Origin of the sequence: Pseudomonas sp. R25(2017), from assembly GCF_002112565.1 — a bacterium.
Taxonomy (GTDB): domain Bacteria; phylum Pseudomonadota; class Gammaproteobacteria; order Pseudomonadales; family Pseudomonadaceae; genus Aquipseudomonas; species Aquipseudomonas ekonensis.
This window is the reverse complement of sequence record NZ_NEHZ01000010.1, coordinates 102086-126414: the sequence shown is the minus strand read 5'-3', so window position 1 is coordinate 126414 and position 24329 is coordinate 102086. Positions and strand designations below refer to the sequence as shown.

General features: G+C 62.3%; 18 protein-coding genes, 1 tRNA gene and 1 pseudogene. 6 read left to right on the top strand and 14 right to left on the bottom strand.

Annotation, left to right across the window (positions count from 1 at the left end):
* Window positions 1-11 precede the first annotated feature (11 nt).
* The 6 genes from CAG31_RS15080 to CAG31_RS15055 form a co-directional block, all read right to left on the bottom strand.
* On the bottom strand, window positions 12-1811 hold the full coding sequence (locus tag CAG31_RS15080) for a DUF2341 domain-containing protein (RefSeq protein ID WP_085582428.1): 1800 nt from the start codon (window positions 1809-1811) through the stop codon (window positions 12-14).
* A 14-nt stretch (window positions 1812-1825) separates the two neighbouring features.
* Window positions 1826-3415 (bottom strand): ShlB/FhaC/HecB family hemolysin secretion/activation protein, encoded by a 1590-nt coding sequence (locus tag CAG31_RS15075; RefSeq protein ID WP_085582426.1) that lies wholly within the window; start codon window positions 3413-3415, stop codon window positions 1826-1828.
* Between the two features lie 59 nt (window positions 3416-3474).
* Window positions 3475-4077, bottom strand: a complete 603-nt coding sequence (locus CAG31_RS29015; RefSeq protein WP_371856120.1) for a transposase — start codon at window positions 4075-4077, stop codon at window positions 3475-3477.
* A 309-nt stretch (window positions 4078-4386) separates the two neighbouring features.
* The gene (locus CAG31_RS15065) at window positions 4387-5595 is read right to left on the bottom strand and encodes a DSD1 family PLP-dependent enzyme (protein WP_176243880.1); all 1209 of its coding nucleotides are present in this window, start codon (window positions 5593-5595) and stop codon (window positions 4387-4389) included.
* 74 nt (window positions 5596-5669) lie between these two features.
* Complete coding sequence (locus CAG31_RS15060) at window positions 5670-6998, bottom strand: D-arabinono-1,4-lactone oxidase (RefSeq protein ID WP_176243881.1); 1329 nt, start codon at window positions 6996-6998, stop codon at window positions 5670-5672.
* Window positions 6999-7074: 76 nt separating this feature from the next.
* Complete coding sequence (locus CAG31_RS15055; RefSeq protein ID WP_085582418.1) at window positions 7075-7437, bottom strand: cytochrome c5 family protein; 363 nt, start codon at window positions 7435-7437, stop codon at window positions 7075-7077.
* A gap of 444 nt (window positions 7438-7881) precedes the next feature.
* Between CAG31_RS15055 and CAG31_RS15050 the strand changes: the two genes are divergently transcribed.
* Complete coding sequence (locus CAG31_RS15050) at window positions 7882-9507, top strand: NADP-dependent glyceraldehyde-3-phosphate dehydrogenase (protein WP_085582416.1); 1626 nt, start codon at window positions 7882-7884, stop codon at window positions 9505-9507.
* A gap of 46 nt (window positions 9508-9553) precedes the next feature.
* Window positions 9554-10594, top strand: a complete 1041-nt coding sequence (locus CAG31_RS15045; protein WP_170930297.1) for an FUSC family protein — start codon at window positions 9554-9556, stop codon at window positions 10592-10594.
* Between the two features lie 3 nt (window positions 10595-10597).
* Here CAG31_RS15045 and CAG31_RS15040 read toward each other — a convergent pair whose 3' ends face one another.
* Window positions 10598-11491: a DMT family transporter gene (locus CAG31_RS15040; protein ID WP_085582412.1), complete on the bottom strand. Its 894-nt coding sequence runs from the start codon at window positions 11489-11491 to the stop codon at window positions 10598-10600.
* A 136-nt stretch (window positions 11492-11627) separates the two neighbouring features.
* Here CAG31_RS15040 and CAG31_RS15035 point away from each other — a divergent pair, with 136 nt between their 5' ends.
* Together CAG31_RS15035 and CAG31_RS15030 are read left to right on the top strand one after the other, a co-directional pair.
* Window positions 11628-12065: an Lrp/AsnC family transcriptional regulator gene (locus CAG31_RS15035; protein ID WP_085582410.1), complete on the top strand. Its 438-nt coding sequence runs from the start codon at window positions 11628-11630 to the stop codon at window positions 12063-12065.
* A gap of 56 nt (window positions 12066-12121) precedes the next feature.
* Window positions 12122-12448, top strand: coding sequence for a YceK/YidQ family lipoprotein (locus CAG31_RS15030; RefSeq protein WP_085582408.1), 327 nt, complete (start codon window positions 12122-12124; stop codon window positions 12446-12448).
* A 73-nt stretch (window positions 12449-12521) separates the two neighbouring features.
* Here CAG31_RS15030 and CAG31_RS15025 read toward each other — a convergent pair whose 3' ends face one another.
* Window positions 12522-13193 carry a Bax inhibitor-1/YccA family protein gene (locus CAG31_RS15025; protein ID WP_085582406.1) on the bottom strand — a complete coding sequence of 224 codons (672 nt, stop codon included), beginning with the start codon at window positions 13191-13193 and terminating at the stop codon, window positions 12522-12524.
* Window positions 13194-13316: 123 nt separating this feature from the next.
* Between CAG31_RS15025 and CAG31_RS15020 the strand changes: the two genes are divergently transcribed.
* A tRNA-Ser gene (locus CAG31_RS15020) sits at window positions 13317-13404 on the top strand.
* Between the two features lie 217 nt (window positions 13405-13621).
* On the opposite strand, the gene CAG31_RS15015 is transcribed toward CAG31_RS15020, so the two are convergent.
* The 6 genes and pseudogenes from CAG31_RS15015 to CAG31_RS14990 all read right to left on the bottom strand — a co-directional run bounded on the left by CAG31_RS15015 (window position 13622) and on the right by CAG31_RS14990 (window position 22863).
* Window positions 13622-15349, bottom strand: a complete 1728-nt coding sequence (locus CAG31_RS15015) for a bifunctional diguanylate cyclase/phosphodiesterase (protein WP_085582404.1) — start codon at window positions 15347-15349, stop codon at window positions 13622-13624.
* Window positions 15350-15361: 12 nt separating this feature from the next.
* The gene (locus CAG31_RS29010) at window positions 15362-16066 is read right to left on the bottom strand and encodes a methyl-accepting chemotaxis protein (protein WP_371856662.1); all 705 of its coding nucleotides are present in this window, start codon (window positions 16064-16066) and stop codon (window positions 15362-15364) included.
* Between the two features lie 1250 nt (window positions 16067-17316).
* Window positions 17317-18651, bottom strand: a complete 1335-nt coding sequence (locus CAG31_RS15005; protein ID WP_218189830.1) for an amidohydrolase — start codon at window positions 18649-18651, stop codon at window positions 17317-17319.
* Between the two features lie 121 nt (window positions 18652-18772).
* Window positions 18773-19450, bottom strand: a pseudogene (locus CAG31_RS15000) (DUF3313 domain-containing protein).
* A gap of 204 nt (window positions 19451-19654) precedes the next feature.
* A complete protein-coding gene (locus tag CAG31_RS14995; protein WP_085582398.1) occupies window positions 19655-21001 on the bottom strand; it encodes a DUF1329 domain-containing protein in 1347 nt (448 codons plus the stop codon).
* Window positions 21001-22863 (bottom strand): DUF1302 domain-containing protein, encoded by a 1863-nt coding sequence (locus tag CAG31_RS14990; protein ID WP_085582396.1) that lies wholly within the window; start codon window positions 22861-22863, stop codon window positions 21001-21003. The genes CAG31_RS14995 and CAG31_RS14990 overlap by 1 nt, the downstream gene beginning before the upstream one ends.
* Before the next feature lie 292 nt (window positions 22864-23155).
* Here CAG31_RS14990 and CAG31_RS14985 point away from each other — a divergent pair, with 292 nt between their 5' ends.
* Window positions 23156-24229, top strand: coding sequence for an AraC family transcriptional regulator (locus tag CAG31_RS14985; protein ID WP_176243879.1), 1074 nt, complete (start codon window positions 23156-23158; stop codon window positions 24227-24229).
* The last annotated feature ends 100 nt before the right edge of the window (window positions 24230-24329 follow it).

Sequence of the window (24329 nt, the reverse complement as noted above, 5' to 3'; positions counted from 1 at the left end):
GTCAGTGCTCCTCAGGCCGGTACGGAGTGGTTGACGTGATGGCCGCGCACCTGCGCCGCCTCACTGGACTGGCCTTCGCCGTGCATCTCCGCCAGACGGGTGATGAACTCGTCGACGAACACGCGCATGTCGGCGCTGACTTCCTTGTTGCGGGTGATCAGCCGGTTGTAGCCGAACAGCGCCGGGATCGCGACGAACAGGCCCATGGCGGTGGCGAGCAGCGCGGCGGCCATGCCCGGCGCGATGGCGTTGATGTTGACGTCACCGGCCATGGCCGTGCCGAGGAACACCACCATGATCCCCAGCACGGTGCCGAGCAGGCCGATGTACGGGCCGCCGGCGATGGCGTTGGACAGGGTCGAGAGCTTGGCGCTCAGGGCCTGGTTCTCACGGGTGCGCACGCCGTCCATGGAGCAACGGATGGCCTCGATGGTGGCCGCCGACACCGACGAGGTGTCGGCGCCCTGCTCGCGGCGGGTGCGGATCTCTTTCACGGCCACCAGGTACAGGCGCCACAGCGGCGAATGCTGCAGACGCTGGGCGAGCTGAGTGTCGTCGGCGAACATCTCCAGGCGCGTGCCGACCTTGGCGAACTGCACGCGGAAATCTTCGTTGGCGGCAGTGACGCGGCCCAGGGTGCGGTTCTTGCGGATCATGATGATCCACGACTGGAACATCATCAGCACCAGCACCGCGATGATCACCCAGGCGTCCGCCGGCACCGCGTTGAGCAAAAAGCCCAGGCTGCCGAAGCCGAAGCCGGACTGTTCTTCATCGACACCGTAGGCGACCAGTTTCGACTCGGCGCCCTGGGCGGTGGCGTCGGCCAGCAGCAACGCCGCCGGGCGCGCGACCTTGGACAGGCGCAGCTCGTCGATGGCGCCCGCGAACGGCAAGTACGGGCCGGCGGCAAGGTCGGCGCCGATGGCCATGGCCGAGTTGAACGCCGGCATCGCTTGCGCCAGCGCGACGTTCTCGCGGCCGTTGACGTACAGCGCGGTCTTGCCGCCCTCGGCGGTCACCGCCAGATGTTGCCATTGGCCAGGGCTCAGCGCCTGGCCGGCGACGGCGCGCTGGCCGTCGATCTCCACGAACGGCACACCCTGATTGACCCCCACCAGCAGGCTGGCGGCGCCCTCGCGGCGGGCCAGGATCAACTGCTCGCCGTTGGCCTGATCCAGCCGCAGCCAGGCACTGAAAGTGAACGCGCTGCCGGCGCTGTGCTGCAGCGACGGGCTGGCCGGCAACAGCAGCGGCTGGCCGCTGAACTGCAAGGCGCGCCCCACCACGCCGTCGATGCTTGCGCCGGTGGCGCTCTGGGCGGTGTTGCCGTAGGCGGTGGTGTCCTTGGCCGGCGTGCCGGTGGCGCCGTCGAAGTGATAGAGCGCGGTGTAGTTCGGATCGAACGTCAGCTGGCCGTTGCCGGTGGCCGGGGCCTTCGGGTTGCCGTAGTACATCCAGATGTCCTGGCGCTGGCCGCCCTCGACGTTCGGCACATCGACCCAGACCAACGCCATGCCCATCAGCGCATCGAAGCTTTCGATCTGGTGGTTGAGCACAGTCTTGTCGTCGGCGGCCACGAAGCGCAGGTCCGAGCCGTCCTCCTTCACGCCGTCGAAGGTGAAGTTGCCGGTGTGCAGGCGCACCAGCAGCGCGGTACGGCCCAGGGCCTGCGGAATGCCTGCGCCCTGGGGCGTGGTGTCCACGGCGATCTGCTTGCGGTAGTGCCAGTCGTCCTGCCACCAGGCCTGGGCCGTGGCCGGGAGCACGAAGCCCAGGCAGATCAACAACGATAGGAAAAGGCGCTGCATGGAAAGTGCTCCTGTTAGAAAGTGGCCTGAAGGTTGAAATGCAGGCGCGATTCCTGTTTCGAGGTGTTCGGCCCTTCGAGTAGCGGGTAGCCCCAGTCGAGGCTGCCGGACAGCCATTTGCTCAGGCTGGCGCGGGTGCCGAGGCCGACGCTGGCCAGTGCGTAGTCGGCGTCCTGGTCCGGCAGCTCGTCGCGCAGGTACAGTTGCGCGCCTTCGGCGAAGGCGTAGAAGCGCCAGTCCTGCATCCAGCCGCCGACGAACTTGGCCAGCGACGGGGTGCGCAGCTCCTGGCTGAGCAGGAAGCCGTCGTCGGCGGTGCGTTCGGCCGCCAGGTAGCCGCGCACCGAGGTCGCGCCGCCGGCGGAGAACTGTTCGTTGGAGACCAGCGGCCCGGACGCGAGCTGGAACGCGGCCTTGCTTGCGCTCTGCCAGTCGTTGTCGAAGGTCCAGGTGAAATTCGTGTCGCCCTTGACCACCGCGAAGCTCGGCTTGGCGCGGTAGCGTTTGTAGTCGAACTCTTCGTCGGAGCTGCCGTAGCCGAGAATGCTGCGGGTGGCCGCCACCAGGCTCAGACCAAGGCCCAGCTGGCTCTTTTCGGTGTAGCGGTAGCCGTTGTAGGCGAAGGTGAACGGCGCGTACTTGAGCGGCACCTTGTCGCTGTCGCCGGCCAGGGTCAGGCGTTCGTCGAAGTCCTTGAAGTCGATGCCCGCCGACAGCGAGTTCGACCAACTGCCGCTGGACGGCAGCGTGTAGATCGCCGACACCCCGTAGGAATGGCCCTTGCCCAGCACGTTGCTGCCGCCGAGGGTGGCGACGTTGCTGTCGGACTGGTAGCCGGAGAACTGCACGCTCCAGCGGTCGCTCAGCGGCGCGGTGTACGACGCCGACCAGACCTTGGCGTTGTCGGTGTCCTGGGGTGCGGTGAAATACGTCAGGCTGAGGCTGTGACCGAGCTGCCAAAGGTTGTTGTAACCCAGGCTGGTGACAGCCCGGAGCTTTTCGGTGTCGGCGCTGTAGTCGTTGTTCAGGCCGACGCTGGCGGTCCACGGGTTCTGGTCTTCGACCTGCAGGTCCACGTCCATCGTGCCGGGGCGCTGGCCTTCGCGCACCAGCGGCATGACCTGGCGGCCCGGCGTCTTGTTCAGTTGCGCCAGTTCGCCCTGCACCTTGGCGAAGTCCGGCACCTCGCCTTCCTTGAGCGCCGGGACGTTGTCGCGGATGTCCAGCGGCGAGTAATGCTTGGCGCCGACCACCCGCACCCGGCCGACCTTGGTCTCGCTGACCTGCAGATAGACAATGCCGTCGGCCACCGCCTGTTCCGGCAATTCGACGAACACCGATTGGTAGCCGCGGTCCTGATAGGCCTTCTGCAACGCGTCCCGCGCGCCTTCGATGTCGCTCAGGGCCTTTTGCGGGCCGAGGAACGGATACACCGCCTCTTCGATGGCCCGCGCGTCGAGCACGGTGTTGCCGCGCACGAAGTATTCGTTGACGTCCACCAGGCGCTGCGGCGCGGCGCCCTCTTCGGCGATCGCAGGCTGCGCGCCGGCCGTCACCAGCAGCCAGCCCCACAGCGCCAGCCGTGACTTGAAAATCCGTTCCACACCATTCCCCTGAATTCGCGATGGTCTACGGCGCGAAAGCGCCTTGTGTGCTGCGTCGGTCAATTGCTGGCGGCAGGCGTCCCGGCGTGCTTGCCCAGCCACGTGTGCAGCAGGGCGAAGTTCAACGAGAACTCGGGCATCTGCAGCAGCGCGCCGCAGAACACTTCGCCGATGATTTTCTGGATGAGCTGCACCGCACGCGGGTTGTTGAGCAGCGTGGCGGTGTCACGGCCGAGGGTGTTGAAGCTCCAGACCTTCTGGTTCAGGCCAAGCCCCACGAACCAGCGAAACAGCAGGTTGTAGTTGAGCTGCTCGAACAACTGCTGCTCGCTGGGCACCGAATACAGCAGCTGCAGGAGCAGGATGTGCATGACGGTCTGCGCGGGAATGACCCTGCCGGGCTCGGCATTGAGTTCATGCAGGAGGTCGCGGTGCTCGTCGAGCAGGTCATCGATCTGCGGACGCAGCAACACCAGCGAATGGCCCGGCGGAATGTAGCTGGAGACCTCCTTCAAGGCGCCCTGCCAGTCGTCCTGCGACACGATCCAGACCCACGGCGCACCGTAGCGGTACACCGACACCGGCTTCTTGCGCGCGGCCTCGACGATCTTCGACAGGCGTTGATCGAGTTCCTGCATGCCCACTTTCGAGTAGCGTTCCATAGTCCCCATTGCCTCACTCCCGGCGTCCCGCCTCGGCTTGCGATGACCGCCCCGAAGGGCCCCTCAAGCGCGTTACATAGGCATGACCGGACTGGCGATGTGCTACCGAACTTTTGTCACAAAAGCTTCATTACCGAAGAGACGTGCACCCATCAAATGTGGGCGCCAGCCTGCTGGCGATGGCGCCGGCCAAGGCACCGCAGGACGGAAGCAAGGGCGTGGCGCCCGCCCCGAAAGCGTCTTGCCAGCGGGCGGCAGAACGCTTTCGCGAGCAGGCTCGCGCCTGCTAGGGGGAATGGTGAAAGGATGTCAGCCGTACACCGGCCAGGTGTCGACGATCTTGCCGCCGCGCACCGCCAGCAAATCGCCGAACTGCAGCAGCACCGCCTCGGTCTGGGTCGGGCGCAGGAAGACCTGGTCCTCCACGTTCAACCCCACGGCGCTGGAGCCGTTGACCATCTCCTGATTGGAACTGCGCCCGTAGACGCCGTTGCTTTGCAGCCCCGGCGGCGATTCGAACTCGGCCATCCAGTTGCCGCCGTAGATGAAGAAAGTCTGGCGCTGGTTGGTGTCCCACCAGGAGAACAGCTTCGACTTGTCGTCCAGCGCCGGGATGTTCACCGCGCCGGTGCTTTTCAGCACAGGCGTGGCGATGTAGGCGGCGGGTTCGTGCTCGACCAGCGACGGCAGGTCGTAGTGGGTCGGTTTGAGCATCGCCGTGCCCACCGACACCTCGGTGCTCAGGGTTTCGTTTTCGTGCATGCGGTAGCTCGGGCTGCCGGCGGTGTTCAGGCACAGGCCGTCGTGCCACAGGGCCGGGAAGCGCTGGCGGGTGAAATCCACGCAGCGCTGATAGATCGCCATCACCTTGGCGAACAGTTCCTGCGGCGAGCCGAGGATCCCCGGCACGCCCATGCCCACGAACGGGTCGTAGCCCATGAACCCGGCGAACGTCAGATGCTGCGGGTTGGCGGCGATCAGCGTGAGCATCTGCCCCAGCGTTTCCAGGTCGCCGACCCCGCCCCGGTGCAGGCCCACATCCAGCTCGATGTTGACCTGCATCCGCGTGCCCAGCCCTTGGGCCAGCGCCAGGTACTGCTGCAGACGTTCGGGGCCGTCGAGCAGCCATTGCAGTTGCTTCGACGGATCGAACGGGCCTTGGTGGGTCTGGTAGAACAGCTCGGCGGAACGCACCGGCAACGGCTTGCCCAGCAGAATGTCGGACTGCGGGAACGTCACCGCATCGTGGTTGAGGAACGGCTGATGGAACGACATCAGCCGCTGGGTGCCGGCACGCTGGGCGATGTAGCTCAGCAGCCCCGGCGACGGCAGGGATTTCTCCACCAGCCGCAGGTGCTTGCCCGCCCGTTTGACCGAACGCACCACCACGTCGATGTTGTGGTCCAGCCGGTCCAGGTCGATCAGCATCACCGGGCGCATCGGCCCGCGGGCCTTGAGTTCGCGGTTCAGCTCGCGGAAATAGTCGCTGTAGGGCCCGCCGCGGTCACCGGGCCGCAACCACGCACCCACGCCGGCCAGCAGCACGCCGACACCCAAGGTGCCCAGCAGGAAATTGCGTCGGTCGACGGCCATCAGTTCACCCCCAGAATCGACGACAGATGGGCATTGAGGAACTTGCCCTGCGGATCCAGCGCCTGGCGCACGTCGATGAACTCGCGCCAGCGCGGGTACAGCGGCTGCAGCGTGCGGGCGTTGAGCGTGTGCAATTTGCCCCAGTGCGGCCGGCCGTTGTACTTCCAGAAGATCGGTTCGACGGCGGCGAAGAAGTTGTGGTGATCCATCTGGTAATGCTGATGCACCGAGATCGAACAGCTGTCGCGGCCCTCGAACATGCTCAGCGGGATGTCGTCGGCCTTGACGTAGCGGTACTCGATGGGAAACCAGGTGCGCAGGTCCTTGTCGCGGATCAGCTTGAGGATCTCGCGCAGGCAGGCCGGCCCGTGTTCCGCCGGGATCGAGTACTCCATCTCGTTGAAGCGCACGGTGCGCACGTTGGCGTAGATGTCGAACGAGTCGCCCACCCGGTCATCGAAACTGGCCAGGTGGCGCAGGCTGTTGAGCAGCGAGCTGCGCAGCTCGGGGAAGTCGCTGCCGTACTTGTCGAGCTTCTCGATCAGGGTCACGAACTCGTTGCCGCCCTCCTCTTCGGGGCTGATCGGCGGCGTGGCCGGGTCGCTGGTTTCGTTGAGGGCGATGGACAAGGCGTAGTCGGAATGGGTGACCACGAGCATTTCCCAGTGCTGGTTTTCCGAGGTGTTCTTGTCGATGTCCTCCAGCAGCTCTTCGGTCTTGGCGATCCACTGGCGTTCGCGCAAGCGGTAGGCCGGGCGGTTCTGCAGACGGATCTTCGTGGCCACGCCGAGGGCGCCGAGTGAGACGCGGGCCGCGTTGAACACCTCGGGGTGGCGCTGGCTGTCGCAGTCCAGCACCTGGCCGTCGGCGCCCACCAGTTGCAGCCCGCAGACATGGGCGGAATAGGACTGGAAGGTTTTGCCGGTGCCGTGGGTCGAGGTCGAAATCGCCCCGGCCAGGGTCTGGTAGTCGATGTCGGCCATGTTGTGCAGGGCCTGGCCGATGTCCTTGAGCGGCTGGCCCATGCGCGACATCGGCGTGCCGGCGGCGAACTCGGCCTGCAGGGTGTTCGGGTCGTGGCCGAGCAGGCCGTTGAAGTAGCTCAGCGACAGCAGCGTGCCGTCGGTGGGCACCAGCGCGCTGAAGGAATGCGCCGAGCCCACCGGCCGGATCTTGCCCGGCGCCTGGCGGATGGCCTGGCTCAACTCGTCCAGGTTCTTGGGCGCCAGCCGCGCCGCCGGCAGGCAGCTCTGCCCGCCGGACCAGTTGCGCCAGGGAATCAGCCGTGGCGCACGCATCAACTGGCCCAATGCCGGGTTCGCCGCCAGCGCGCTGAACGCGCCGACGATGCTCGCCCGTTGCAACAACTGACGCCGTGTCAGATCCATCGTCATGCGGGCACCCTTACTGTGGGATCGGTTGGTCGGCCATGAAGCCGATCAGTTGCAGGAATTGCTCTTCCGAGCATTCCACGCACTGGCCCATCGGCGGCATGCCGTTGTAGCCGTTGATGGCGTGGTCGAGCAGCGTGTCGCCGCCCTGCCGGATGCGCGGCTCCCAGGCCTTGCGGTCGCCGGTCAGCGGCGCGTTGGCGGCGGGGTTGGCGTGGCAGAGCTGGCAGCTGTTGGCGTAGATCTGCGCCAGTGCCGGGTCGGCGGGCGTGGCGGTGCTGGCGATGCCGGCGGCGGCAGGCGCCTTGGCGTCATCGCCGCAGCCCCCCACGGCAACGGCCAGCAGCAGCGGAAGCAGGAATCGGGCGGCCCCCATGGCAATCCTCGCGTGTGGCACCGCGCCCATGGCGGCGGCACCTTTGTTGTTGTGGTCAAGGCAGGGTCAACCTTAAGCCAGCGCCGCGCGGGGGTTGAGGGCATTGCGGGCCAGCGAGGGGGCATCCGGGGCCATGGCGCTGTTGCGCGAACGGCATTTGCCTTGCAGCGCCCTGACCGGCGCTATCGCGGGCGAGCCCGCTCCCACAGGCTATGCGGCGCATACAACACTTGTGAACGACAGAGAACCTTGTGGGAGCGGGCTTGCCCGCGATGGCGTCAGGTCAGCCAGCCGCCAAGTCCCCGACACACCGCCATCGCGAGCAAGCGGCTCTGTTTCGCGCCTTTGCCTGACCCGCACGGGTTTAACTCCGGGGCCGTTCAGGCGTATAACCACTGAAGCCTTTTCCAATCCGTACGCCGACATCATCTACAGGGTAGTGACATGACCTCAGCAAACATCCTTGGCAACCTGTTCCCATCTGTCAGCGACATCCCGGATAAATACCGCCTCGACGGCCTGACCGAGCAGCGCGAGTACCTGGTCGACGGCGAGCTGCGCCGCTGGGACGGCCCTCTCGCCACCGTGCGCAGCCCGGTGTACCTACACGGCGACAACGGCGACGAACAGGTGATCCTCGGCAGCACGCCGCTGCTGGACGCCGACACCGCCCTCACCGCCCTCGACGCCGCCGTGCGCGCCTATGACCGGGGCCAGGGCCTGTGGCCGACCATGCGGGTGGCCGAGCGCATCCAGCACGTCGAGGCGTTCCTGGGCCGCATGCGCCAGCAGCGCGACGCGGTGGTGAAGCTGCTGATGTGGGAGATCGGCAAGAACCTCAAGGATTCGGAAAAGGAATTCGACCGTACCTGCGACTACATCGTCGACACCATCAACGCCCTGAAGGAGCTCGACCGCCGCTCCAGCCGCTTCGAGCTGGAACAGGACACCCTCGGTCAGATCCGCCGCGTGCCGCTGGGCGTCGCGTTGTGCATGGGCCCCTACAACTACCCGCTGAACGAGACCTTCACCACGCTGATCCCGGCGCTGATCATGGGCAACACCGTGGTGTTCAAGCCTGCCAAGCTCGGCGTGCTGCTGATCCGTCCGCTGCTGGAGGCGTTCCGCGACAGCTTCCCGACCGGCGTGATCAACGTGATCTACGGCAGCGGCCGCGAGACCGTCAGCGCCCTGATGGCCAGCGGCAAGATCGACATCTTCGCCTTCATCGGCACCAACAAGGCCGCCAGCGACCTGAAGAAGCTGCACCCCAAGCCGCACCGCCTGCGCGCGGCCCTGGGCCTGGACGCGAAGAACCCCGGCATCGTCCTGCCGGAGGTGGACCTGGACAACGCGGTCAGCGAAGCGGTCACCGGCTCCCTGTCGTTCAACGGCCAGCGCTGCACGGCGCTGAAAATCCTCTTCGTCCATGAAGACGTGGTCGATCGCTTCATCGAGAAATTCAACGCCAAACTGGCCAGCCTCAAACCCGGCATGCCGTGGGACAGCGGCGTGGCGCTGACGCCGGTGCCGGAGTCGGGCAAGGTCGATTACCTGCACGGCCTGGTGGCCGACGCGGTGAGCAAGGGTGCGGCGGTGGTCAACCCCAACGGCGGCGAGGCCCGCGCGTCGTTCTTCTACCCGGCGGTGCTGTACCCGGTGACGCCGCAGATGCGCGTCTATCAGGAAGAGCAGTTCGGCCCGGTGGTGCCGATCGTGCCGTACCGCCACCTCGATACGGTGATCGACTATGTGCTGGAATCGGACTTCGGCCAGCAGTTGAGCCTCTTCGGCACCAACCCGGTGGCGATCGGCCGGCTCGTGGACACCTTCGCCAACCAGGTCGGCCGCATCAACCTCAACGCCCAGTGCCAGCGCGGCCCGGACACCTACCCGTTCAACGGCCGGAAAAACTCCGCCGAAGGCACGCTGTCGGTGCACGACGCATTGCGGGTGTTTTCGATCCGCACCCTGGTGGCGACCAAGTTCCAGGACAACAATAAGGATCTGATCAGCGAGATCATCCGCGGGCGGGACTCGAACTTCATCGCCACCGACTACATCTTCTGAGGAGCGAACGCCGCTGAGCACCTTCAGCCCTCACCGCTGGCCGCCGCTGCTGCGGCGGATCCTGCGGCCGCTGCTGGACCCGTACCGGCGCTACCGGCATGCCCGGCTGATCCATGCCGTGCGGGTGGCGCTGGGGCTGCTGGCGACCATCGCACTGACCACCGGCATCAACCTGCCCCACGGCGAATGGGCGTCGGTGACCATGCTGGTGGTGATCGGCGGTTTGCAGCACCACGGCAACATCGGCAAGAAAGCCGCCGAACGCGCCACCGGCACCCTGATCGGCGCCGGCGTGGGCCTGGCGCTGGTGGCGCAGCAGGCCTGGCTCGGCCTGCCGTGGCTGACCTACTTCGCCATGGCCGTGGTCTGCGGCTTCTTCTCCTATCACGCCATCGGCAAGGGCGGCTACACCGCCCTGCTCTCGGCCATCACCGTTTTCATTGTCGCCGGCCACGGCGACAACCCCATCACCGACGGGCTGTGGCGCGGGGTCGACATCCTGATCGGCATCGCCCTGGCCCTGGCCTTTTCCTTCGCCTTGCCGCTGTACGCGGTGTATTCGTGGCGCTACAACCTGGCCGATGCCTTGCGCGACTGCGCGACGGTCTACGGACGGATCATCGGCGGCCAGCCGGTCAACGCCGACGAACACCTGAAGCTGATGAACCGCTTGAACGCGGCGATGGTGCAGCTGCGCTCGCTGATGCCGTCGGTGTCCAAGGAAGTGAACGTGTCGATGACCGAACTGGATGCGATCCAGCGCAACCTGCGCCTGTGCATCAGCACCCTGGAGATCCTCGGCAACACCCGGCCGGACGCCAACGACCCGCATGCCATGGCCCATCTGCAAGCGGCGCTGAAGGCCGAACACCGGCATGTCCGCGTGCAGTTGGTCGGCATGGCCCGGGCGCTGAAGTCCGGCGCCGTCCAGCGTCTGGGACGGCCGATGGCGCTGCCGGACGCGAGCCTCGACGCACCGGTCTACAGCGCGCTGGACGGCTACCGGCTGCTGACCCGGCAACTGGCGGCCAACATCGGCGACATGCGCCAGCGCTTGGCGACATCCGCCCCGCGCTGGAACCTTTGAGGACTACTGCGCGGCCAGGCGCCGCGACTTCAGGCCCCAGCCCTGCTGCATGCCGGCGGCGGCCAGCAGAATCGCCGCCACGCCCAGCCATTGCAGAGTCTCCAGGCGATGGCCGAAGGCAACCCAATCGACGAAGATCGCCGCAATCGGGTAGATGAACGACAGGGCGCCGGTCAGCGCGGTCGGCAGTTTCTGGATCGCGCCGTACAGCAGCACATACATCAGCCCGGTGTGGACGACGCCGAGCGTCACCAGGCTGGCCCACGCGTTCGGCGTCTGGGGCAGCGCGGAGAAGTGCGCGAACGGCGCCAGCGCCAATACGCCGGTGCAGACCTGGATCAACGCGATCAAGTGCGGCGGCGTGCCGGTGAGGCGCTTGATGATCAACGCGGCGATGGCATAGAGAAACGCCGCGCCCAGCGCCAGGGCGATGCCCGTCAGATAGTCGTTGCCGCTTTCGCCCTGCCCGCCGTGGGCACTGACGATGGCCAACATGCCCATGAACGAGACCGCCAGCCAGAGCAGCTTCTGCAGCGTGATCTTCTCGCCCAGGAACAGCGCCGCCAGCCCCACCAGCATGAACGGCTGGACGTTGTACACCGCCGTGCCGATGGCGATCGAGGCCCGCGAGTAGGAAGCGAACAGCAGCACCCAGTTGCCGACGATCGCCAGTCCGCTGAGCACCGCCAGCAGGAAGGTGGTGCGGGTCAGGATGCCCGGCCGCAGAAAGCCGAACGCGGCGCAGATCAGCAGCAAGGTGCCGGCGCCGAACACGCAGCGCCAGAACACCACGTCCAGCACCGGTTGCCCGGACACCAGCACGAACCAGCCGATCGTCCCGGAAATCAGCATGGCGGCGGTCATTTCGAGTGAGCCGCGGCGCAGGGTCTTGTCCATTTCAAATCTCCTGTGTTGTGGCCAAAGTATGCCAAGCCACGCCGACATCTCTCCAGCGCAAAAAGAAGGCTAAACTCAAGATCCGCCTTTTTTATCGAGGGTGGATGCCCTCCACCGCCTAATCAGGAACCGCACCATGACCGACGACATCGACCAGATCCTCATCGGCGCCTTGATGGAGGACTCGCGCCGCTCGCTCAAGGCCCTGGCGCAGATCAGCGGCCTCTCCTCCCCCAGCGTCGCCGAGCGGCTGAAACGGCTGGAAGAGCGCGGCGTGCTCAAGGGCTACACCGTGGAGATCGACCCGAAGTGCTTCGGCTACCAGTTGCAGGCCATCGTCCGGGTGCGGCCGCTGCCGGGGCAGTTGCAGGAAGTGGAGCGGCAGATCCTGTCGATCCCCGAATTCACCGAGTGCGACAAGGTCACCGGCGAGGACTGCTTCATCGCCCGCCTGCACGTACGCTCGATGGAGCAGCTGGACACCCTGCTCGACCGGCTCAACACCCTGGCGGAAACCAATACCGCCATCGTCAAGAAAACCCCAGTGAAACGTCGATTGCCGCCGATGAACTGAGTGCTTTACCGACGGGATCAGCGTAGATTGATGTTTTTCAGGCGAAGGAATGCGGCATGAAAATCTTGGCAATGGCGCTGGCGGCGTTGACGCTCACCGGCTGCGGAACGGTGCAGACCGTGGCGCGTTCCGACCAGACGTCCGTGGACTACCTCAAGGACAAGAAAACCTATTGCGGGGCCGTACCGCGGATCTACAGCGGCGTGGCATTCGATTTCTGCCAGTTGAACGCCCAATTGGGAGACGGCGTCGATGCCTTCAACCACAGCAACGCGCCGCTCGGCGTAGTGATCGATGCGGCGGCGTCCGGGGTGCTGGACACCCTGCTGTTGCCTTACACGGTCTACCGGCAGCACACCGACGGCAGCATCGTCATCAACTGATAACGCCTGCGCGTTTTCACAGGCAACAAAAAACCCGCCGAAGCGGGTTTTTTTAGGGTTGCGCGATAACCGATCAGTCGTCGCGGCCCAGAATGCCGAACAGTTGCAGCAGGCTGACGAACAGGTTGTAGATCGATACATACAGGCTGATGGTGGCCATGATGTAGTTGCGCTCGCCACCGTGGATGATCGCACTGGTCTGGAACAGGATGCAGACCGACGAGAACAGCACGAAACCTGCGCTGATCGCCAGTTGCAGGCCGCTGATCTGGAAGAAGAAGCTGGCCAGCGTCGCACCCAGCAGCACGAAGAAACCGGCGGTGATGAAGCCGCCCAGGAAGCTCATGTCCTTGCGGGTGATCAGCACGTAGGCCGACAGGCCGCCGAACACCAGGGCCGTCATCGCGAACGCGGAGCTGACCACTTCGGCGCCGCCCTGCATGCCCAGGTAACGGTTGAGGATCGGGCCGAGCAGGAAGCCCATGAAACCGGTCAGGGCAAACGCCGACACCAGGCCCCAGGCCGAATCGCGAAGCTTGTTGGTGAGGAAGAACAACCCGTAGAAACCGATCAGCACCACGAAGATGTTCGGGTAGCCGACGCGCATCTGCTGGGCCACGAACGCCATCACGCCACTGAATGCGAGGGTGAGCGCCAGAAGGCCGTAGGTGTTGCGCAGGACGCGGCTAACTTCTAGCTGCTCGGCCTGCACGCCGTTGTGAACTGCGTAATCCTGTTCGCGCATGGCGACACTCCTGTTGGTTTGAAACGTTCAGTCGCAAAGATGATAACAGACGCTCTGCAACAAGCCATGTACAGAGTTTGACAGTGTGTTTCATTCAGGTATTATGGCGCCCGCAATGCAAACGGAGGTGTGGCCGAGTGGTTTAAGGCAACGGTCTTGAAAACCGTCGACTGTAACAGGTCCATGAGTTCGAATCCCATCGCCTCCGCCATCTTCTATACGACAAAGCCCTGATTATTCAGGGCTTTGTCGTTTCTGGCATTCAGGAATCCTATTCTTTCCCCCTGGATCGTTTTCGCATCTTTTCAGCCATTTCACGAAGGGCCACTCAGTGGCCCATCCCACACAGCTGTCCAGCACCAGAGCCCGGTTTGAGCGCTACGTCCCCGCAAACGGCTTGCCTACGGTTCCCCTGAAATACCCTCCTGTTACTGAATCCGCCCTTCGACCCAAGTAATGAGTGCCTCCAACGGCATGGGTCTGGCGAACCAGTACCCCTGCCCTTCGTGACATCCTTCGGCCTGCAGGAACGCCAGTTGCTCGCGGGTTTCGATACCTTCGGCAATTGCCTGCATGCCCAATGCACGGGCAATGCTGAGAATGGCGCGCACGATCTCCTGATCGGCGGTACTGCCAGGCAGCATCGCCACGAAGGATCGATCGATTTTCAACTTGTGGAACTGAAGGCTACGCAAGCGGCCAAGGGATGAATACCCCGTGCCAAAGTCGTCCATCGCCAGGCGAATGCCCGAGCGGCGAAACGCCAGCGAATTGCGCATGGCCTGCTCCGCGCCCGTCATGGCCACGTCTTCGGTGATTTCCAGGACCAGTCTCTCGGGTGGCAGTCCGGTCTCCTTGATCATTTGCTGTATCACCTCAACGAACTGCTCGTCGACGAACGAATCCACACAAACATTCACCGCTACCGGCACATCCAGAATGCCCGACTTGATCAGCCAGGCGTTATCGACGCACGCCTGACGAATGACCCAACGGGTAATGGCGGGCATCAGGCGATATTTCTGCGCGATGGCTATGAACTGGCCGGGTGCAAACAGTGTATCGCCATGGTGCCAGCGAATAAGCGCCTCCAGGCCTGAAGGCAGGAAGGTTCGCGTATCGAACTGCAATTGGTAGTGCAGTTCGAATTGCCCAAGCTCGAGCGCTTCGCGCAAACAAGAGACCAGTCGATAGTTGCGCTCGTTTTCCTCACGCATCTCATGGCTGAAAATACGTACTTCGCCGCCCCCGTCGGACTTGCCCCGGTACATCGCGATATCCGCCGCGTTGATCAGTTTGTCCGCCGATCGGCCATGCTCGGGAAACAGACTGATCCCGATGCTGGCCGAGACCAACAGCGGCACACCATCGATGTCGAACAACTGCTGGAGACTTTTGATCAAGCGGTCTGCGATCTGCTCGGCCTTGTCGCCATCGTTCAGCAACAGGAACGCCACGAACTCGTCACCACCGACTCGCCCCAAAATATCGCCGCCCCTCAAAGCCAGGCGCAAACGTTCGGCGACCTGTTTGAGCAGGCGATCACCCACTCCGTGGCCGTAGCTGTCGTTGATGTTCTTGAATCCGTCCAAATCAATGAAGAGCAAACCCAATCGACCGTTGGTCTGCTGGCAATTGCCCAAGGCTTTTTCCAGCATTTCCACAAACTGATGGCGATTGATGCACCCGGTCAGGTCATCGTAAGTGGCCAATTGGGTGATTCGCTTGGTCAATCGATGGCGTTCGCTGATGTCGTAGCAGACGCCGACGAAGGCGCGTTGTCCCCCCAGCTGGAATTCATTGACGTTGAACTGCATGGGGAAATAGGAACCGTCTTTGCGCTGCCCCAGCACCTCGCGCCCGCCGCCGACGACCCTGCGCCTGCTGGCATTGCGAAAACTTTCAAGATAGGTCGGCTGGCGCTGGTTGTAGGCTTCGGGCAGCAAGACCGAGAGATTTTGCCCAAGTAACTCCACTTGGGCGAAATTGAAGTTATGCAGCACCGAGTGGCTTGCCGCCTGGATGATGCCGCGCTCATCGATGACCAGAACCGTATTGGGCGACGCATCAGTGATGGCGTCGAACAGCGACAGGTCCAGGACTATCGGAGCATCGTTGTGTCGGCCACTCGGGGCATCGTCTTTCTGCTGAGACATCGAATGTGCCCCCTACAGGCGGAAGTTGCCGACCTGCGCCGTCAATTCATCACACACCTGACGCAACGTCTGGCAATCCTGCTGGCAGCGATGGGTTTCACTGGAGGTGAAATGAGCCAGGTCGGCAATGCCTTGAACGTTGCGATTGATTTCCTCGGTAACCGAGGACTGTTCCTCTGTCGCGGTCGCCACCTGGCTGTTCATGTCGCTGATCCGTTCGATCTGCGACGCGATTGCCTCCAACGATTGATTGGTCCGCTGGCTGGCATCGACGCCGGTCTGCGTTGCCGCCTGGCCAGCGCGCATGGAACTGACGGCTGTTTCCGCCCCTTGCTTGAGGCCCTGGATCATTTGCTGGATTTCATCCGTGGAGTTCTGGGTGCGGCCGGCCAGGGTTCGGACCTCGTCGGCTACGACGGCAAATCCGCGCCCCGACTCGCCGGCCCGTGCCGCCTCGATGGCGGCGTTCAGCGCCAGCAGGTTGGTCTGTTGCGAAATGCCGCGAATCACCGCCAGCACTTGATCGATAGACGACACGTGTTCGGCCAGCTCACCGACGGAGTGACCGGCTGTTCCGATTTCCTCGGCCATTTTTTCGATGTGCGCGGTGGACTCACCGACGATGCCGCTGGCTTGATGAGCTTCTGCTTGCGCCACTTGCGACGCCTCTGCCGCACCACTGGCATTGCGGGCGATCTCCTGAACGGTAAGCCCCATCTCATGCACGGCAGTGGCCACCAGGTCAGTCATTTCCCGTTGTTGAGACGCCCGTGCAGCGGTCTCTTCCACCACCTGGGCAACTTGCGCCACAGCACCGCGCAACTGTTCACTCGTCTGGGTAATGGCGCCGATCAGAGTCCTCAACGTACGGGTCATCACCCGCACGCTGCCTAGGGCGCTCCTTTCCGGGGCATCGTGAATCGCCACGGCCAGATTGCCGCTCGCAATTTCCGTCAACACACGGTCCAGTTCGGCCGGGGCGCCGCCCAACTGCTCGATGATTTGTTTTCGCCCCAAGTAAATCATCAGGCCGATCTCACCGATCAACATGAGCAGAACCGCCACAAACAGATTCTGCGCAAAATTCAGCGCGTCGTTTGCCTGTGATACCGCCCGCGATGTGCGCCCTTCCATCAGGCCGAAGAATTCATCGACCGGCTTCATGATCTGTGCCTTGAAGGCATGATATTGCGGGCTGTGCACCAAGGTGCGAGCGAGCGCGAGATCAGGCTCGCCGTTGACGGTGTAGTTGCCTTGGGCATCCACGAACTTGCCCTTGACCGCATTCATCGCCTGGACTTCGAGTTGAACAAGCTTGTCTGAATTGGCCTGCGCTTCCTTGAGTTTGGCGAACTCATCATCCGTGAAACCATCCCGCTTCATCAGGGTTTCCAGGGCCACCGCCTCGCCATCAGGGCGAGGCTGCGCATTGCCCGCCGCGACGAAATCCCAGTAAATGCGGTGATAGTCTTCAGGACGCGGAGCCTTCCCGTTACGAATATCGAGAATCTGCAGGTACTCGCGCTCGTACTCCGGGTTGGCCGTCACTACATAAGTCCGCCCCAGGCGGGTCAAATCGTCGGAGCTTTGGCGAAGTTCATCCGCCAGCAAGTAGGACTGATAACGCCTCTCGCTGACCTCGCGTGCATCATGGGCGGCTTGTTTGAGCGTCACGAAGGTGTAAAGCAGGCCTGAAAATGTCGCCACTATCGCAACCAGCACGTATTGGATCGCTCTCGATGTGTTGGCTAATTTCATTTCTATATTCCTGAATCTGGATTTACATGCCCGCAATGGCGATAGCTGCACAGAGGGTTGAGTCCCCGGCAGCCCTGAGCGCCTGACCTGCGCTCAACTGCATTGCGAAATGCTCTAAAGGCATTTGAGATGGCGTAGAAGACTTACCCGACTCCAACCTGGCGATCCTCACCAGGTAAAGAGCCAGAGTCGGGCAACACAACGTGCGGCTATTGCGGTTTGGCGAAAAACGCCAACAGTGTCGCGCTCATGGCCCGCGCACCCGCTGCAATCGCCGGTAGCTCGACGACGAACTTCGGGCTGTGGTTCATGGCCGGCGCCAGTCCTTTCTCGATCAGGTTGGCATAGGCATCGGGGAGCCCTCCCCCCACCTCGACAAACATGATTTTGGTGTCGGGAAAAGGTGTGGCGAGCATGTGAAAGTCTTCCGACCCCATTGCAGGCGGCAAGCCGTTCAATACCTTGTCGGCACCCAGTTGGCGCACCAAGGCGGCACGGACAGTGACGGTCGCCCCCGCGTCGTTGACCAACGGCGTGGAGTGCCCCTTCATGGTGTACACAGGCTTGCGTTCGGCGGGCATATCGTTCATGTCCAACACACCGGTGTTGACCGACTTGATACCCGTGATCATCCGCTCGCGGACACGCTCGTCGTACCAACGCAAATTGAGCTTGAGTGAAGCGCTGTCGGGAATGATGTTGTTGCTGGTTCCCGCCTGAAAGGCGCCCACCGTCAACACGGCCGGCTCGGCCTGATTGACCATGCGACTGACGATGGTCTGATAACCCATCACCGCCATGGCCCCCATTACGACGGGGTCTTTTGCCGTGTGCGGCGCCGAACCATGCCCGCCCACCCCAGGCAACACAACGTCGAGCTGATCGGTGCCCGCCAGTCGCTTGCCCTCACGGACCGCGACACTGCCAGCCGGATAAACCGGGAACACATGGGCCGCCAGCAGGACGTCGGGTTTGGGAGCGAAGTCGTAGAGGCCGTTCTGCACCATGGCGTTGGCCCCTTCGATGATCTCCTCGGCAGGTTCAGCCACCAGCACGAGGGTTCCGGACCAATGATCCTTGAGCTGGGTCATGACTTTCGCCACCTCCAACAGCCAGGTGGTATGGGCATCATGACCACAGGCGTGCATCACCGGCTGGTTGGGATCCCCAAGCCAATTTGCGCTTTTGGTGCTTTGGTAAGGCAGCCCCGTTGTTTCTTTCACAGGCAGTGCATCCATGTCGGCCCGATACATCACCACAGGCCCTGGCCCATTGCGAAAAATGCCCACCACACCGGTCTTGCCGATGCCGCTCTTGACTTCAAAACCTCGTGCCTTGAACTCATTGGCCACCAACGCCGAGGTTTCTTTCTCCTGAAAAGCGAGTTCCGGATTCTGGTGCAGGTGTTTGAACACTTCGATCAGATGCGGCTCGTCCTGGGAGACCAGCGCATTGATCTGTTGAGTGACATCTGGGTCTGCGGCCTGCACAGAGCAAGTGCTCAAAGCGATGGCGAGCGAGCTCAAATAAAAACGAAATGGCACAGAAACATCCTCTTGTGCTTGATGGGCAGAGGGAGTTCGCCTGATCAAGGGCTCCCGTTCTTTCATTGGATTGCTCATAAGAAAATGCGGACGGCGAATGACCATCCGAGCGCAAACGCGCTTAGCGGCTTGCGCTCCTGAGCTTTTCGTAACCCTGACGCATGTCGCCGGCCCACCCATCGATGGCTGACTTGACGTCATTGACGGTTAGCCGCTGCTTGTCATTCTCGAGTTCGTGCGCGGTACTTTTGCGTACCACCTGTGCCAGCAGTCTGTGGCTGTTCCCGTCGAGAAACTAAGCCTCCGTAGCGATTTCCACTGTCTGATCACGCCCCCCGGCGGCGGTGTTCACGGTGGCGGCGAGAAACCACAGCGGCAGGAACTCATAAGGCTTCAGGCCTTCGTTATGTGTTGACACGGCGGTGATGGCCGGACGCATAACGATGGTGTCGGGCCCCGGAGCGTTGACCAGCTTCAGTTTTTTGCCGAACTCGCGCTTGAGGGCTTCATCGAAATACTGAGTGATCGATTGCAGTGTCTGGCCGGAAATGACAGCGGTGGTTATGGGCGCGGGATAAAGCTGGCTGGGTTCAATGTAGATCCGGGTGTAGGTCGAAAAGTCTGCCTGGGCATCGACCCAGCGCATCACGGGCTTGCCCGACGCGCTATCGCCAGGTTGCAGATGACTGTAATCCCGCAGAAATCCCGAGTATTGGCCAGGGTCCACTTGCGAACCTGCGCAACCCGTCAGGCCTACAGTTGCCGCCCACAATAGTCCATTGAGTAACATCGCTCTCATTGCATAAGACTCCATTTCAGAATGTCGACAGCGCCCTGAGCACATAGGCCCAGCACCGTCTTGCATGGCTTTGATCACGAAGTCGTGGGTGCCGTGCATCGAAGCACGGGTTCGGAGTTCCGGGAATTGATCCATGGAAACCGGCCCCGCGCGCCCTATGCCAGCAACAGATGGGCGAACCCACTCAGGTGGGCTCGCGCCGACTCATTTACCCAGGCGCCGGATTTCCGCAGGCGTGAAATCGGCTTTGACCATCGGCGCACCGTAGGCGACCTTCTGATTGACCTCGTTGGTCATCTGGGAAACCCCGTAGCGCCCCGAAATCAGGTCGTAAGTGGTTTCGGCAACAGTGGTCGGGACCTGTACGTCGTACAACATCGCGTAGTGCGCTTCGAACAGGCGCCACAACTCGCCGCGGGTGTCATACATGTCCGAAGCCAGGATCTGCCACGAGTCTTCGTCGATGTAGAAGCGGCGTTTGCCGTAGACATGGCGCGCATCGGGTTTGAGTGTTGCCTCGATGACCCATACGCGGTGTTTCTCATAACGCAGCGGATCCGCACTCAGATGCCCGGGCTTGAGCAGATCGGCGTACTTCAGGGATTTGCTGTTCAACTTGTAGGCGTTGTACCCCACCAGCAACTCCTGCTTTCCGATCAGCTTCCAGTCGTACCGGTCCGGTGCTCCGTTGAAGCCGTCGGTCCCGTCGCTGGTGATCTGGCCAAAGCTGTAGCGCGCGCTGCTGTCATAGGAGACGGTGGGCGCGCGGCGTACGCGGCGTTGCCCCGGCAGGTACTGCCAGGCCGAACGCGCCTCTGTGACCTGGTTCATCGGTTCGTGAATCAGGGTCACTTCGCCTGCGTAGCGCGAAGGCGTCAAGGTCTGCGCGCGATAGAAATAGAGCAGGTTATCTTGGGGATCGAGATCCTTGATCCGGTCGCGGAATGCAGCCACCTGGTTGTAGGTCACAACGGTGGATTGTCCTTGGTCCTGAACGGTGGCCGACGCGATCTCTCGAACGAAAGAGCCACCGCGATAACGGGTCAAATGGTTCCAGAGCACTTCCAAAGGTTCAGTGGGCTCTGCAAAGGGAATCCCGAAATTGTAGTTTTTCAGGCCGTACCCGCTGTCGGCCAACTCGACCTTACCCAGGTTAGCCTTCGCTTCATCCTGATCGGTCTTGGGAATCGTGGCGGTACGATGGGTCGGATACACCGGCATGCGATAGTCGGGGAACCGCGTGAACATGGCCACCTGGCCCGGCGTCAGGACACTCTTGTATTGACCGACATTATCCTTGGTCACGGTATAGAGCGGTTTCTCCGCAGCGAACGGATCGGCATAGTCGCCGTTCGCGCTGACGGGAGCCGCGTTGGCGGCGATGCCCCCCGTCCAGGCCGGAATGCTGCCATCGCTATTCCCTGCTTTCTCCGACCCCATGGGTGTCAGTTTCGCACCGATCAACCCAGGGTCGTTCTGTTTGGCTTGGACAATGGCGCAGGCGGCCATCAAGGCCAGAACGAGCGGCAATTTCTGTGTGATGTTTTTCATTAGAAGCTCACCTTGAGATTCACCGAGGCGAAATCGCGGTCATCGATGGTGGAGAATTTGTTGTTTCCAAGGAATTCGTTGTAGGCAAATTCCAGCGAGTAATCGTTGCGGTAGTCGAAGGTCAATGTCAGACCCACGGCTTGTTGACCTTCCTGGAAATTGGGGCCATAGCCCTCGACGTCATGTCGCCAGTTGATGGCGGGGGTGATGACCGTTGCCGGCAGAAACTCCTCATAGGAAAGACCTGCGCGCAGGCGATACCCCCAAGAGAAGTTGGTATAGATGCCATCGGTGTTGCAGTAGTCGGCATTCATCTGCGCGACTTGCGCGGCGTTCAGACCGCCAGCGCCGGCACCGACGCAGGAAGTGGCGACACCGGTGGTGGGCAAGGTACGTCCGTAGCCGCCGGCGCGACCGAAACGCTCCCCATCCATGTCATCGATCCAGTTGAACCCCACCTCTCCCGCCAGTGAAAGGCGGTTGGCCCCCATGACGTTGGAAAGGGTGTCGACCGCGCCAAGGCTGAACTGCCAAAGCGGTTTGCGCGCATAACCGTCGACTTCGGAACCTCGGGCCGCCGCCAGTTGCGCAGGCGTCAACGGCAGGATCGGCGTGGTGTTCGAACCCGCCAGCAGTCCGACGAAATCCGCGCCGTTGTAGGCCAGCGGCATGTTGGGCCGATAGCTCAGTTCACCGAAGGTGGCGGTGGTGCCGATGATGCCGCTCAGGCTGGCGCCGAAGAGACGGATGTCCTCGGGGTAGACGTTTGAGTAGTCGCCGGTATTGATGTTGACGTTGGCCCCCGCCGGCGCCTGGCGGGCAATGACGCCCTGAAGCTGTGGAGTCCTGCTGTGGTAGTTGATGTAGTACAGCCCCAGATCGGCATCATGCAACGACTCGATGGTGTAGTGCATGGCAAGGCCGTACTGGCCGGTATCACTGGGGTAGTCCGTGGACGTGCGTCGCAGATAGCGTTCACGCTGCGCGTTGGCGGCACCCGCTGCGGGATTGAAGTCCTGCAGGGATTGGGCCGTGGTGCCGGTGCCGCCGGCGATCATGTAGTTGTTCTGGCAGCCTTCCTGCAGGTTGTCGGCAATACTGAAAAAGGTGCCGCAACCATCGAATACCGAAGGACGGAAGTTGTACTGCCAGAACCCTTCCAGGCTGACCGAGTCGCTCAAGTCAAAGTTGAAGCTGATCATCTCGACGGGCAACTGCCCTTCCTTGAGCTCCACCCCCGGCCGGTTGAAGGCCGAGACGTCGAGGGGGTTGATCGCGTTGACACCGTTCTGAATGAACAATGCCTCGCCCCAACTCAGCACTTGATTGCCGAATTTGACGTTCAACGAATGGTCGGCAATGTTGAAGTCCTTCCAGACATAAGCATCCAGTACTTCGAATCCTTTGAATCGGGCGAGGTCCTGCCAGCCGGAATCATTGAATTTCTCGTAGTCACCGTTGCCTGTCTCCAGGGCATGGTCATACCAGTATTTGAAACGAACGAAGGCGCCCTGCGAACCATCGTTCAGATCGAAGTCGGTCAACCCTTTGAACACCGTCGAGAGGGTGTCGCCCTTGCTGAAGTTGAGCTTGCCGTTATCGGCGTTGTAGTTAACGCCGGTGCCGGTTTTCCCGATAGTGGCTGCATCCGCGGCCGTCATCTGGAACTTGTCGGCATTTTTCAGCGCCCAACTGGTGCCCAGACTGAGTGTGGTGTTAGTGGTCAGCCCCCAATCATCGTTGACCTGCCAGGTTGTTGCATTGACAGACTGGCTGCCGATGGCAACGCCCAATGCAAGCAGGTGCGGATAAGGAAGCGATGTTTGACGGCGGGCTCTGCGGGTGATTGAGACTTGCTTCATGTGTTGACTCACCTGTTATTTTTTTATTGGCGATGAGGCACTCAAGCGTCCGCCAGTCACTTGCAGGTGCTGGCGATAGTCCTAATAACGCAAAAAGCGAATGCCCCGCTGTAACCATGCGAGCAAACAACGCGCAGGCATGAGTCATTGGCTGACAAATAGTTTCCCCGGAGTGGGATGGCGCTCTCGGCATACCGGGACATTGCTGTGGGGCTGATCCGTGCATGCAGCCGGTGCCGGCCCGAAATCGGGCCGCAGCCCCTGCCGATTGCGCGTACAGGCGCGGCGCGTCATGCTGGAGATCCTTTTTCCCCTGGCAGTAGACGCAGTGATGGAGACCACCCCGCCACCCCCGACTCCAGGTGCCAGAACCACCCTGGCGTCGGTCGCACGCGCCATTACCAAAACCCTGGAGACGGACTACGGCATCGATCCGTTGCCCGTACTGATCGATCTGGGACTCGACCCGGCCATCCTGCAGGATAACGAACTGCGCATGGATCTGACCGACATCACACCCTTGTGGCTGCGCGCAACCGAACTCAGCGGCGACCCGAACGTCGGCATTCGGATTGCCAGGCGCCTTGCCCCCTCCGATCTGTACGGCATTGATCTGGCGCTCTATACCAGCGCCACGCTCGGCGACGCCGTGCGACGTTTCGTGCTCTTCCTTCCATTGATCACCACTGTCACCCGACTACACCTGTCGCAGGACGACAGGGGGGACTGGCGGATGGAAACCCGCCTCACCGGTGTGCGAGTGCCGGCCGATGCAGCACGGGATTGTTTCAACTATCACAACGTGAAGATGTTTGAACGCCAATGCTCCTCAAAGGCCCCGGACTTTCTGCGCAGACTGGAACTCCCCCGCTCCCGGCCGGCCGACCCGATACCCTGGCTGAAGTTGGGCGTTGAGGTGCTGTTCGGGCAATCTTGCTCAACGTTGGTCTTCAAGCGTGAGGCATGGGATAAAGCCCTGCCAGGTGCCAACGCGCACTGGCTGGTTCGAGTTGAACAGCCGATTCTGCAGCACCTTGCCCGGCTTGGTGCACCTGTACCGCTCAGCGCATTGCGGGCAGGCCTGGCCGAAATACTCGGGCAGGAAGTCAGCCCGCAACATCTGGCCGACGCGCTGACGCTGCCCTTCGAATGCGTGAACCTTTCCCTGGCCCAGCAAAAGACCACCTTTGCAAAACTGCTTGATCAAACCCGAGAGACGCAGACGCTCAACCTTCTGGCCTTGCCCGACCTGACGCTGGACCAGGTCGCCAGTCGTGTGGGTTTCAGCTCCAAAAGCAGCTTGATCCGGGCGTTTCGACGGTGGAAAGGCATCACCCCGCTCAGTTACCGAAAACAGATCGGTTAACGGCAGCCGATTCGGCTCTCAGTATTCTTTTTGTCAGTTGAAGACATGCGTATGCGTCTGAGGCCCTACAGAATTTCGATCGTTATCGTCCAGGCATGCG